This is a genomic window from Streptomyces carpinensis (genome assembly GCF_002154505.1).
GTDB classification, from domain to species: Bacteria; Actinomycetota; Actinomycetes; order Streptomycetales; family Streptomycetaceae; genus Streptomyces; species Streptomyces carpinensis.
In genome coordinates this window covers 1-11,840 of sequence record NZ_MUBM01000229.1, presented here as the reverse complement: position 1 = coordinate 11,840, position 11,840 = coordinate 1, and the positions used below count along the sequence as shown (strand labels likewise).

General features: G+C 73.2%; 12 protein-coding genes and 2 pseudogenes. 5 read left to right on the top strand and 9 right to left on the bottom strand.

Features of this window, described 5'->3' with window-relative positions; translation table 11 throughout:
• Positions 1-45: 45 nt before the first annotated feature.
• Positions 46-387 (bottom strand): VOC family protein, encoded by a 342-nt coding sequence (locus BZY54_RS28955; protein WP_086728290.1) that lies wholly within the window; start codon positions 385-387, stop codon positions 46-48.
• Complete coding sequence (locus BZY54_RS28950; protein ID WP_086728289.1) at positions 384-1,001, bottom strand: TetR/AcrR family transcriptional regulator; 618 nt, start codon at positions 999-1,001, stop codon at positions 384-386. The genes BZY54_RS28955 and BZY54_RS28950 overlap by 4 nt, the downstream gene beginning before the upstream one ends.
• Here BZY54_RS28950 and BZY54_RS28945 point away from each other — a divergent pair.
• Positions 943-1,989, top strand: a complete 1,047-nt coding sequence (locus BZY54_RS28945) for an NAD(P)-dependent oxidoreductase (RefSeq protein ID WP_107419841.1) — start codon at positions 943-945, stop codon at positions 1,987-1,989. The two genes, BZY54_RS28950 and BZY54_RS28945, sit on opposite strands and share 59 nt — an antisense overlap.
• Positions 1,990-2,077: 88 nt before the next feature.
• On the opposite strand, the gene BZY54_RS28940 is transcribed toward BZY54_RS28945, so the two are convergent.
• On the bottom strand, positions 2,078-2,539 hold the full coding sequence (locus BZY54_RS28940; RefSeq protein ID WP_086728287.1) for a PPOX class F420-dependent oxidoreductase: 462 nt from the start codon (positions 2,537-2,539) through the stop codon (positions 2,078-2,080).
• A gap of 96 nt (positions 2,540-2,635) precedes the next feature.
• Between BZY54_RS28940 and BZY54_RS49590 the strand changes: the two are divergent.
• Together BZY54_RS49590 and BZY54_RS28930 are read left to right on the top strand one after the other, a co-directional pair.
• Positions 2,636-3,283 (top strand): annotated as a pseudogene (locus BZY54_RS49590) (MFS transporter); the annotation flags it as partial.
• Between the two features lie 119 nt (positions 3,284-3,402).
• Complete coding sequence (locus tag BZY54_RS28930) at positions 3,403-4,635, top strand: serine hydrolase domain-containing protein (protein ID WP_086728286.1); 1,233 nt, start codon at positions 3,403-3,405, stop codon at positions 4,633-4,635.
• A gap of 121 nt (positions 4,636-4,756) precedes the next feature.
• Here BZY54_RS28930 and ribA read toward each other — a convergent pair whose 3' ends face one another.
• Positions 4,757-5,416, bottom strand: coding sequence for a GTP cyclohydrolase II (ribA, locus tag BZY54_RS28925; protein ID WP_086728285.1), 660 nt, complete (start codon positions 5,414-5,416; stop codon positions 4,757-4,759).
• Positions 5,417-5,455: 39 nt separating this feature from the next.
• Here ribA and BZY54_RS28920 point away from each other — a divergent pair, with 39 nt between their 5' ends.
• A complete protein-coding gene (locus BZY54_RS28920) occupies positions 5,456-6,232 on the top strand; it encodes a creatininase family protein (RefSeq protein WP_086728284.1) in 777 nt (258 codons plus the stop codon).
• 167 nt (positions 6,233-6,399) lie between these two features.
• Here the strand turns inward: BZY54_RS28920 and BZY54_RS53660 are convergent.
• The 5 genes and pseudogenes from BZY54_RS53660 to BZY54_RS28895 form a co-directional block, all read right to left on the bottom strand.
• Positions 6,400-7,302, bottom strand: a pseudogene (locus BZY54_RS53660) (lysylphosphatidylglycerol synthase transmembrane domain-containing protein); the annotation flags it as partial.
• Positions 7,299-8,312 carry a trans-aconitate methyltransferase gene (locus BZY54_RS28910; RefSeq protein WP_425276327.1) on the bottom strand — a complete coding sequence of 338 codons (1,014 nt, stop codon included), beginning with the start codon at positions 8,310-8,312 and terminating at the stop codon, positions 7,299-7,301. The gene BZY54_RS28910 and the pseudogene BZY54_RS53660, both read right to left, overlap by 4 nt.
• Positions 8,309-9,493 (bottom strand): glycosyltransferase family 4 protein, encoded by a 1,185-nt coding sequence (locus BZY54_RS28905; RefSeq protein ID WP_086728282.1) that lies wholly within the window; start codon positions 9,491-9,493, stop codon positions 8,309-8,311. The genes BZY54_RS28910 and BZY54_RS28905 overlap by 4 nt, the downstream gene beginning before the upstream one ends.
• Entirely contained in the window at positions 9,490-9,888 is a 399-nt protein-coding gene (locus BZY54_RS28900) for a 6-pyruvoyl trahydropterin synthase family protein (RefSeq protein WP_086728281.1), read from the bottom strand. Before BZY54_RS28900 ends, BZY54_RS28905 begins: the two co-directional genes overlap by 4 nt.
• A 137-nt stretch (positions 9,889-10,025) precedes the next feature.
• Positions 10,026-11,009, bottom strand: a complete 984-nt coding sequence (locus BZY54_RS28895; protein WP_086728280.1) for a zinc-dependent alcohol dehydrogenase — start codon at positions 11,007-11,009, stop codon at positions 10,026-10,028.
• Positions 11,010-11,116: 107 nt separating this feature from the next.
• On the opposite strand from BZY54_RS28895, the gene BZY54_RS28890 reads away from it, so the two are divergent.
• Positions 11,117-11,840 (top strand): CDP-alcohol phosphatidyltransferase family protein (locus BZY54_RS28890; protein ID WP_107419839.1); only part of this gene is annotated, 724 nt, incomplete at its 3' end.

Genomic DNA, 11,840 nt, shown 5'->3' with positions numbered 1-11,840 from the left:
CGCCGGCCTCGACCGGCGCACCCCCGCCCCGCGCCCGCGGCCTCTTCAGGGCCGCGGGTGTCGCGGTTCGTACAGGCCGAGTTCGCCGCCACCGGGCAGCCGCAGGGCCGTCACCCGGCCCCAGCGCGCCTCCTGCACCGGCCGGCTGAACTCCACGCCCTGCGCGGCGAGTTCCGCGGCCGTGGCGTCGAGGTCGTCACACATCAGCATCAGCTCGTGCGCCGGCTCGCCGCCGGTCGGATGGCAGGCGACCTCGGCGGGCGGTGCCGCGAAGATCAGCCAGCCGTGCCCCGCGTCGACGTGCGACCAGCCCAGTACGTCCCGCAGGAAGGCGCGGTCGGCCTCCGCGTCACGGGTGTGGATCACCACATGCGCTCCGGTGATCATGCCTCACCTCTCCCCGTGGTCGGTCGGTCCGGGAGCACGGCCGCGTCGAGGAGCGGACCCAGCTCGCGGGCCACGGTCCTCAGCGGGCGCACGTCGCCCTCGGCGCGCGCCATGATGATCGCGCCCTCCAGGGAGCTGATCATCAGCGTGGCGAGCGGCTCGGCCCGCTCGGCCGGTACGCCCAGTTCCGTCAGGGCCTCGGCCACCGGGGCGCGCCAGCACATGAACGCGGCGGCTGCCGCCTCGCGGGTCGCCTCGGAGGAGGCGCAGTCCACGGTGGCCGCGGCGACCGGGCAGCCGCCCAGGCCATCGGCCGTCTCGTACTCGTCGGTCCACTGCCGCACCATCGCGGCGAACAGCGCACTCGGCGCCGGCTCGGCCAGGTCCGCCATGAAGCGGGCGACGCGCTTTCCTGCGTACCGGCCGGCCCAGGTCACGGCCTCACCGACCAGCTGCTCCTTGCCTCCCGGGAAGTAGTGCTGCAGCGATCCGCGCGGCGCGTTCGCGTGCACGGCGACGTCCCGCATCCCGGTCGCGCTCACACCGTCGCGCCGGATGAGCTGGGCCGCGCTGAAGACCATCCGCTCCCTCGGCCCCCGCTGGACCCCCGCCATCGCCGACCTCCCGACGCCGTACCTGGATTTCCGCCCTCCAGCCTATGACAGACGTCATAGGGACGGCTACTATGACCACTGTCATGGAAACGTCTCGGCCCCAGGACGGTCTCTCGTGCGCGTCGGCTTCATCGGTCTCGGAGTGATGGGCACGCCCATGGCGCTCCGGCTGGCCCGCTCCGGCACTCCCCTGGTCGTGTGGAACCGCACGGCCGCCCGCACCGCACCCCTGCGCGCGGCCGGCGCCGAGGTGGCCGCGGACCCGGGCGAGCTCTTCGCCCGCGCGGACGTGGTGATCCTCATGCTGGCGGACGACCTCGCGATGGACGCCACCCTCGGCCGCGGCGGCCCGGACTTCACCGCGCTCGTCGCCGGAAAGACGGTCGTGCACATGGGCACGACCTCGCCCGATTACTCACGCGGCCTGGAGGCGGACGTGCGGGCGGCGGGCGGCAGCTATGTCGAGGCGCCCGTCTCCGGCTCCCGTGTCCCGGCGGAGAACGGCGAACTGGTCGCGATGCTGGCCGGGGACGAGCGGGCCGTGCGGCTCGTACGCCCCGTGCTCGCCCCCCTGTGCGCCGAGACGTTCGTGTGCGGTCCGGCGCCCAACGCACTGCTGATGAAGCTGTCGGTGAACCTGTTCCTGATCACGCTGGTGACCGGGTTCACCGAGGCGTTCCACTTCGCCGAACGGCAGGGACTCGACCGCCGGCTGTTCCTCGAGGTGCTGGGCGCCGGCCCGATGGCCAGCCCGGTGTCGCGGATGAAGGCGCCCAAGCTGCTGGGCGGGGACTTCTCGGTGCAGGCGGCGGCGCTCGACGTACTCAAGAACAACCGGCTGATCGCCGAGGCCGCCCGCAAGGCGGTCATCGCATCCCCGCTGCTCGACGTGTGCCACGCCCTGTTCGAGGAGACGGTCTCCCTCGGACACGGCGACGAGGACATGGTGGCGGTCCTGCGGGCGATCCGGGCACGGACCGGCGCCTAGGGTCTGTCCGGGCACGCGTTGTCAGCCGTCGCCCGCGCCCTCGGCCACGCGCCGTCGGTCTCCGTTCGCGCCCTCCGGCCACGTCCCGTCAGCCGTCGTTCGCGCCCTTCGGGATGCCGTACGCCCGCTCGACCTTCAGGCGCAGCACCAGCCGCCGGTCGCGGACCATGGCCGCACGATAGTCGTCCCAGTCGGGGTGCTCGCCCAGGACGTCCCGGTACAGGCGGATCAGTTCCTCGACGGTCTCGTCGTGCGGGTCCTTGGCGACCGGTGTGAGTTCCGCGGTGCCCTCGGCGACCGTGTAGGCCCGTCGGTCGGGGCCGGTCACGTGGTAGGAGGCACGCGGGTCCCGGCGCAGGTTGCGGGTCTTGGCGCGGTCGTCGGTGATCGAGACGCGGATGACGCGCTCGTCCGGGTCGTAGGCGTGGCTGACGTTCGACAGCTGGGGCCGGCCGTCGCGCTTGAGGGTGACCAGTACCCCGCCGTGGCCCTCGGCGAGCAGGGCGAGCAGCGCGTCCGGAGCGGGGTCGTGCGTCGTGTCCTGAGTCATGCGTTCCTCAACTGTCGTGGCAGAGCTTCTCATTCCCGGTGGCTCCCTGGCTGCGAATGTCCAGGCCGCTCGTGCGTAGACACTGTCTACCAGCCACTGCCGCCGGGCGTCCTCGGGTCGGCGGCCGTCGGCTCGGCGCTCGGCGTCCTGGTCGCGGCGTCGGCCGCCCTGTCCGGCACGCTGTTCGTCGTCACGTACGTCCTCCAGGACACGCTGGGCCTGTCCCCCTTCGCAAGCGCCCTGCGCAGCCTGCCCCTGGCGGCGCTGATGGTGCTCGCGGCGCCCGTGTGCCCGGTGCTGCTGCGCCGGGTGGGGGCCCGTCCTACGGCCGTGGCGGCGATGACGGTGCTCGCGCTGGGCGTCCTGGTACTCGCCCGGGCGACGGGAACCCTCGCCCTGTGCACCGGTTTCGCGCTGCTCGGCGCCGGGTTCGGCACGGTGATGGTGGCGGCGACGCACGTCGTCGTACGGCAGGCGGCGGTCACGTCCGCCGGCGTGGCGGGCGGACTCCAGCAGACCGCTATGAACGTGGGCCCGGCCCTGGGCGTGGCCGCGTCGACCACGCTGCGGGTACTCGGCGGCGGCCCCGGACTGCCACTGGTGGCGCTCGCGGGGATCGCCTCGGTGGGGGCGGTGGCGGGCGGTGCACTGCCGCGGCGTGCCAGTGCGGTCCGTACGGCCGATGCGGGTGCCGACGATCGGCGTGATCCACAGGACCGGTCACGGGTTTCCGCGCGACCATGAGAACCGATGGCCCGATGGCTGAGGCCTGAAGCTTGAGCCCGAAGCCTGAGGCCGCCCGAAGGCGGGTAGATCTCCGTGGTCCTCGTGCGACAGGGCCGGACAGTGCCTGGAGGAGAGCTATGGCACAGCTGCGACAGGAGGTCGAGCCGGGTGAGGCCGGGCTGGACGCGAAGGCGCTCGACCGTCTCGACCGGTACCTGGCCCGCTTCGTCGACGAGGGCCGCCTGCCCGGGTTCCTCGTGGCCCTCGCGCGCGGCGGCCGGGTCGCCCACCTCACCACGTACGGCCGGCGGGACGTGGCGGCCGGGCTGCCCGTCGAGCGCGACACGGTGTGGCGGATCTACTCCATGACCAAGCCGGTGACCGCCGTCGCCGTACTGCAACTCGTGGAGGAGGGCAGACTGTCACTGGACGACCCGCTGGAACGCCACCTCCCGGCCTTCGCCGGCCCCCGGGTGTACGTCGGCGGCTCAGGCGACGACGTGACGACCCGCCCCGCCGCCGGGCCCATCCTCGTCCGTCACCTGCTCACCCATACCGCGGGCCTGACCTTCGGCTTCTACTGCACCCACCCCGTCGACGCCCTCTACCGCGCCGCCGGCCTGGCGTCGTCGGTGCCGCCGGGGGCTGACCTGGCGGAGACGACGGACGTGTACGCGAGCCTGCCGCTGCAGTTCGACCCGGGTACGCAGTGGAACTACTCCGTCGCCAGCAACGTCCTGGGCCGGGTCGTGGAGGTGGTGTCCGGGCAGCCGCTCGACGTGTTCTTCACCGAGCGGATCCTCGGGCCCCTCGGGATGACCGACACCGGTTTCCACGTCCCGGACGAACAGTCCGATCGGCTCGCCGAGTTGTACGGGCAGATGGACGACGGCAGCGGCATCGAACCGATTCCCGGCCTGCCCCTCGACGGCCGCCCTCGGTTCCTCTCGGGCAGCGGCGGCCTGGTGGCGACCGCGTACGACTGGCACCGCTTCATGGAACTGCTGCGCCGCCGCGGCGAACTGGACGGCACCCGCCTGCTCACCCCCGCCGGCATCGACCTGATGACCCGCAACCACCTCCCCGGCGGAGCCGACCTGCGCTCCTACGGCAGCCACCCCGCCCACGACGAGCCGGGCAACGACGGCGTGGGCTTCGGGTTCAACGTCTCCGTCGTCGTCGACCCGGCCCGCACCCAGGCGCCGTCCGGCCTCGGCACCTTCGGCTGGAGCGGGGCGGCGACGACGACCTTCTGGGTCGACCCGGGCCGCGATCTGACCTTCCAGTTCATGACCCAGTTGCGCCCGAAGAGCTCCCTGCGGATCTACCCGGAGCTGAAGCGTCTGGTGCACGAGGCCGTCATCGGCTGAGACGCCGCCGGCCTCAGGACAGCCACCACCGCCCTCAGTGCAGCCATCGGCCCAGGACGGCCACCGGCCCAGGACAGCCGCCGGACAGAGGGCGGCCACCGGCTCCGAACGACCGCCGGCCTCAGGACAGATGGGCCACCGCGTCCAGATGGGGCAGGTGGTGGTCCATGCGCTCCCGCTTGGTGCGCAGGTAGGTGATGTTGTTCTCGCACGGCGGGATCAGCAGCGGCACCTGCTCGGCGACCTGGATGCCGTGCCGCACCAACGCCTCGCGCTTGCGCGGGTTGTTGGACATCAGGCGCACCGAGCCCACTCCCAGGTCGTGCAGGATCCCGGCGGCGACGCCGTAGTCGCGGGCGTCGACGGGCAGGCCGAGGGCGAGGTTGGCCTCGACCGTGTCCAGGCCCTCCGCCTGCAGCGCCATGGCCCGCAGCTTGGCGAGCAGCCCGATGCCCCGGCCCTCGTGTCCTCTCAAGTACACGACGATTCCGCTGCCTTCGGCGACGACGGCGCGCAGCGCGGCGGCGAGCTGGTCGCCGCACTCGCAGTGCTGGGAGCCGAAGGCGTCCCCGGTCAGGCATTCGGAGTGCAGCCGGACGAGGACGCGGTCCGTGCCGATGTCGCCGTGGACCAGGGCCACTTGTTCGTCACCGCGGTCGTGATCCAGGTAGCCGACCGCCTGGAATTCGCCGTAGACAGTGGGCAGCGGGGCATTCGCGACGCGTTCCACACCCGTGCGCCGTGGAGACTTCTTGCCGAGTACGCCGAGGTTTTCTGTCATGATCTAAAATCCTAAGCAGAGACGAAAGGCCGGGAAACTATGAGTGGTTCGGAAACACGGCCGACGGCACATGGTGCGGGTGGCCTGTTGCCGACGGACACCACGGAAGACGTACGGAATCGGGGGGCCGGCCGCTCACCGCAGGTCGCCGTCCTGCCGGTGGGGAGTTTCGAGCAGCACGGCCCCTTTCTTCCGCTGGCCACCGACACGCTGGTCGCCTGTGCCATCGCCCGGGAGATCGCCGACGCGTACCCGGTGCACCTGCTGCCACCGGTGACGATCTCCTGCTCGCACGAGCACGCGGCCTGGCCGGGGACCGTCAGCATCTCTTCGGTGACCCTCCATTCGGTGGTGCGGGACATCGCGGACTCGCTGCGCCGCTCGGGCGTGGAGGCCCTGGTGGTCGTCAACGGGCACGGCGGGAACTACGTGCTGGGCAACGTGGTTCAGGAGTCCTCCGCGCGCGGGGAGCGGATCGCGCTCTTCCCTGCCCCGGAGGACTGGGAAACGGCCCGGGAGCGGGCGGGGGTGCTCACCTCGTTGCTCACCGACATGCATGCGGGGGAAATCGAGACCTCCATTCTTCTGCACGCTCATCCCGAAATGGTCCGGGCCGGTTACGAAACAGCCGATGCCGTCGCGGACGACCGGCGTCATCTGCTGACCGTCGGAATGTCCGCCTATACCGAATCGGGCGTCATCGGCCGTCCTTCCCTGGGGGCCGCGGAAAAGGGAAAGGAACTGCTGGCGAGCCTCACCGATTCCTTCGCGTCGTATTTCTCGCTGCTCACGTCGGCGGACACACGCGCCGAGTAGTCGCCGGTACGGCGGCCGGGTTCCGCGTCCGGGGCGGTCGCGTCGGAGGCTGCGGCGCCGGACCCGGCGCCCGACTCGGTGTGCGGGCCGCCGTGAGAGTCGGGGGGAGGGCCGGTGCGCCGGCGGGCGACCAGGACGAGCGCGCCCGGCAGGCTCGCCACCAGGCACAGCACCCCGTAGACCACCGCCACGGCCACTCCGGTGCTCGCCCCGAGCCCGGCGGCGCCGAACGCCCACGCCGTGACGCCCTCCCTGGGCCCGAACCCGCCGACGTTCAGGGGCAGTCCCATGGCGGTCAGCGCGAGCATCGCCAGCGGCAGCAGTACGGGCGTCGGGGCGGCGGAGCCGGCGACCCGGGCGGCGATCACGAACGTGGCGAGATGCCCGGCGAGCACGACGGCGGAGGCGAGGGCCACGCCGGGCCCGTTGCGGCGCGACAGCAGTCCCTCGCGCGCTTCGCCGAGAGCACGGTGCAGGGCGCGTCCCCGGCGGGAGGGCGCCGCCCGGTTCATGCGCAGCGCGAGCAGCACGGCGAGCGCTCCCACGAGGGCGAGGGCCGCGAGCGGCGCGAGGTGCAGGGCCTGGGTCCGGACGGGTGAGGGCAGGGTCAGCAGCACCGCCGCGCCCGTGACGGCGAGTGTGATCTGCCCGGCGACCCGCTCCAGGACCACGGCCCGCACCCCGCGGCCGACGTCCCCGGCGCTCTGCCCGTGCCGAACGGCCCGGTGCACGTCGCCGAGGACGCCGCCGGGCAGGGCCGCGTTGAGGAACAGCGCGCGGTAGTAGTGGGCCACGGCCGGGCCGAGGGGCAGCCGGATGCGCAGGCCGCGGGCCACCAACTGCCAGCGCCAGGCGCTGCACACGGTGGTGACCGCCCCGATCGCGAGCGCGGCGGCCAGCGAGGGCGCGTCGATGCGGCGCAGCCCTTCCAGAAGCGCGCCGGTGCCCAGCCGCCACAGGAGCACGGCGAGGATCACGGCGCCGGTGACGGTGCCGAAGTGGGCGCGCAGGGCGCGGGCCTGGGGGCGAGGCAGGGGGGCGCTCCGTACGTCCACCGTCTGAGCGCTCATGCGTCACCGCCCGTGCCACCGGGCAGCGCCAGCAGGTCGCTGTGGTGGACGACCACCCGCAACTCCCCCGCCGCACAGGCCTCAAGGCGCCGGGCGAGGTAGTGGTCGGCGTGCGGCTTCAGTTCGGGGCGCTGTTCGACGGCCGCGCCGACCCAGCCGCGCAGCCACTGGGCGGTCAGTCCCCGTTGGTCGGGGCCGAGCCGCCAGGGGCTCGGTCGCACACTTACGGTGGCGCTGTGCGCGGCGAATGCCTCGCAGGCGGCCGTCACCGCCTCCGGGCCGAGCAGTTCGGCGCGGCGCTGGTGGGCGTTGAACGCCTCGGTGATCTCCGCGTCCAGTGGGTCGGCCGGGGTCAGTTCGACCCGGCCGACCACGGACAGGGTGAGCAGCGCGGGGCAGCCGGCCCCGGCGCAGGCGGCGGCGAGGGCGTCGGCCTCCTCGCGGGTGAGGACGTCCAGCAGCGCCGACGCGGTCACCAGGGAGGCGCCCGCCAGCGCGTCCGGGGTGATCAGGGCGACGTCGCCGCGCCGTGTCTCCACGGTGATCCGGCTGCCGTCGGCGGCGGCGCGCGCGGCGTCCACGGCGGCGAAGTGCAGCAGGTAGGGGTCGCGGTCGTGCAGGATCCAGTGCTGGGCGCCGTCCAGCCGGGGGGCGAGCCAGCGGCCCATCGAGCCGGTGCCGCAGCCCAGGTCGTGCACGACGAGCCCGCCGTGTGTCCTCGGTACGTCGGCGAGCCGGCTCCGCAGCGGATCGAGCAGTTCCGTGGCCCGTGCGGCGGCGTCGGCGGCCTCTCTCAACTGCAGCCACTCGGGGGCGTACCGGGGCGGCTCCTCGGGCCCGTCCGGCCGCAGGCGCACGGTGGCCCGCTCCCCGGGCCGGGGGGCGTCGGCGGGTCCGGTACCGGGGATCACCGCGTCGCGGTCGCCGGGCGCCGAACCCGTACCGGACGGCGCGGAGTCGTCGCCGGGCGTGACCGCGGTGCCGGGAGTCATGGTGGTGGCCTTCCTCATGCCGCCCTCCGGGGTTCCTTCGGCAGCCGGCCGAGGACGCCGGCCAGGCTGCGGGCGGTCGTCGCCCAGCCGTCGAGGGCGGCGCGCCGGCCCCGGGCGGCGGCCTTGAGCCGGCGGCGCACGTCGGCCTCGACGAACCAGCCGCGCAGTTCCGCGGCGAGGGCCACGGGGTCCTCCGGCGGGACGAGGATGCCGGGCACCCCGCCGTCGGGGGCGCGGCCGACCGCCTCGGGGACGCCGCCGACGTCCGTGGCCAGCACGGGGATCCCGCGCGCGAGTGCCTCGGTGACCGCCATGCCGTAGGTCTCGGCGTAGGAGGCGAGGACCATGAGGTCGGCGGCGGCGTAACTGGCGTCGAGGTCGGCCCCGGCGCACGGTCCGGCGAGGTGGAAGCGGTCCTCCAGGCCGTGTCTGGCGATCAGGTCGCGCAGGCGGGTGACGTAGGCGGGGTCCTGGGTCAGGCCGCCGACGCACACGCAGCTCCACGGCAGGTCGGTGACCGTGGCCAGTGCCTCGACCAGTCGGTGCTGCCCCTTGCGCGGGGTCACGGCGGCGACGCACAGCAGCCGTGAGACGCCGTCGGTGCCGGGGGCGAGGGGCGCGATGTCGGCGCCCGGCGCGGCGGCGTGGACCCGGTCGGGGACGAGCCCGTGGTGGGAGACGAGACGGCGGACCGCCCAGTCGCTGGTGGCGACGACGGCGGGGGCGGCGCGCAGCACCTCCCTCTCCCGGGCGTCGAGTTCGGCGGCCACCGCGGGGTCGAGTCCGGTCTCGTCGCCGAGCGGGAGGTGGACGAGGACGGCCAGGCGCAGCCGTTCGGTCTCGGGGACGACGATCTCGGGGACGCCGCAGGCGACGAGCCCGTCGAGGAGGACGACGGCACCGTCCGGCAACTCCCGCAGGATCTGCGCGAGTTCCGTACGGGCCGGGGCGTCCGGGCGGGGCCAGTCACCGTCCACTGTGTGCGGCCGGACCTGCCAGCCGAAGCCGGGCAGGTCGAGGCTGACGCGGCGGTCGTAGGCGTTGCCGCCGCTCGGTGCGGCCGGGTCGTCGACGCCGCCCGGCAGGACGAAGTGCACGGTGCGCAGGGACATGGGGATGATCCCGACGTGGTGGGGGCCGGTGCGCTGCGCGGGCAGGTAGGCCAGGGACGGGGGGCGGTGGACGGTCGTGTCGGTCACAGCGCACGCTCGTAACTCGCCCAGGCGACATGCGACTCGTGGAGGGTGACGGTGAGGCCGGCCAGTTGCCTGGCGTCCTCGCCCAGGGCGCCCTTGTGGATCCGTTCGGCGAGCCGGTCGGCGATGACCTTGGCCAGGAACTCCGTGGAGGTGTTGATCCCGGCGAAGTCGGGTTCGTTGTCGAGGTTGCGGTAGTTCAGCTCGCTCACGACCGCGCCCAGCTCCTGGGTGGCCAGGCCGATGTCGACGACGATGTTGTCGTCGTCCAGCTGTTCGCGCCGGAACGTGGCGTCCACGAGGAAGGTGGCTCCGTGCAGCCGCTGAGCGGGCCCGAACACCTCTCCGCGGAAACTGTGGGCGATCATGATGTGATCACGAACGGTGATGCTGAACAACGGACGACCCTCCAGGTGCGGCGCGTCTGATCCCCGGCTGATCCTTGCTGATCCCTGCCGGGGGATGCCGTGTAGTACGGCTCTTCGCTTCCCGTTGTTCAGTCGTCCGGCACCGACTTCGCTCAGGTTTTCTCAGGTCAGGCGCTGGCGTCGTACCGGATCCGGTGGCACAGCGCCGGTATCCGCCCGGAGGTCAGCTTGGGCATGACGTCCGGCAGCTCCTCGAAGGCGGACTCCCCGGTGACGAGGGCGTCCAGCTCGGGGGCGGCGAGCAGGTCGACGGCGAGGGCGAGCCGGTCGGCGTATGTACGGCTGCCGCGGCGGGCCGGGGAGACGGTGCCGACCTGGCTGCTGCGGATGACCAGCCGGCGGGAGTGGAACGACTCGCCGAGCGGCAGGGAGACCCTGCGGTCGCCGTACCAGCTGAGTTCGACGACGGTGCCCTCGGCGGTGAGCAGTTCCAGGGCGCGGGCCAGGCCCTGCTCGGTGGCGCTGGCGTGCACCACGAGGTCGCACTCCCCGAGCGCCTCCCCGGGCAGGGCGAAGCCGACCCCGAGGGCTTCGGCGACCCGGGCGCGCCCGGGATCGGCGTCCACCAACTGGACGCGCACGCCGGGGAACCGGGCCAGCAGCGCGGCCACCGAGCAGCCGACCATCCCGCCGCCGACGACGGCGATCCGGTCGCCGACCAGGGGCGCGGCGTCCCACAGGGCGTTCACGGCGGTCTCGACGGTGCCCGCGAGCACGGCCCGCCCGGCGGGGACGGAGTCCGGTACGGGGGTCACGGCGGCGGCCGGTACGACGTAGCGGGTCTGGTGCGGGTAGAGGCAGAAGACGGTACGGCCGGCCAGCTCGTCCGGGCCCTCCTCCACCACGCCCACGTTGAGGTAGCCGTACTTCACCGGCCCCGGGAAGTCGCCCTCCTGGAACGGGGCCCGCATGGCCTCGTACTGACCGGTGGGCACCCCGCCGCGGAACACCAGCGTCTCCGTGCCCCGGCTGATCCCGGAGTACAGCGTACGGACGACGACCTCACCCTCAGCGGGCTCCGGAAGACGTATGTCGCGCATCTCGCCGTGGCCGGGCGAACGGAGCCAGAACGCACGTGCGGAACGGTTCATGGGCGTCCTCCTGAACGATCGGGAAGTTGTTCACGTACCGAGATGTGCACAGGCCGCGCACAGTACGCGGCGTTGATCGACTCTGTCACTCGGCCGGAGGGTGTGCGGTGGCCCTGAACAACACTTACGACGCGAGGCCGGCCCAGCAGGAGACCGCTGTGGGAGCGGGCGCACAGATCCTGCTGCTGGCCCTGCTCGGCACGGCGATCGGCATGGGGCCCGCGGGCTGGGTGACCGGCCTGGTCTTCGCGATCGCCACCTGGGCGGTGCTCTCCCGGGCGCTGCAACGGTCGCGACTGCGCTCCTTCGGCGCGGCCAACCGGGTGACACTCGGCCGGGCCACTCTCGTCGGCGGTGTGACGGCCCTGGTCGCGGACTCCTTCGAGAGCTCACCGCCGGTGTCGCTGCTGGTCGGTCTGACGGCGGTGGCCCTGATCCTGGACGGCGTGGACGGCAAGGTGGCCCGCCGCACCGGCACGTCCACGGCACTGGGCGCCCGCTTCGACATGGAGGTCGACGCGTTCCTGATCCTGGTGCTCAGCGTCTACGTCTCGACGCGACTCGGCCCCTGGGTGCTGCTGATCGGCTCCATGCGCTACGCCTTCGTCGCCGCCGCCCGCGTCCTGCCCTGGCTGAACGCACCGCTCCCCCCGAGCACCGCCCGCAAGACGGTGGCCGCGTTCCAGGGCATCCTCCTGCTCCTGGCCGGCGCGAACCTGCTGCCGTACACGGCCGACCTGGGCGTGGTGCTGCTGGCACTGGGTCTGCTGGTGTGGTCGTTCGGGCGGGATGTGGTGTGGTTGTGGCGGGCGTCGGGGGTGCGGGGGGCTG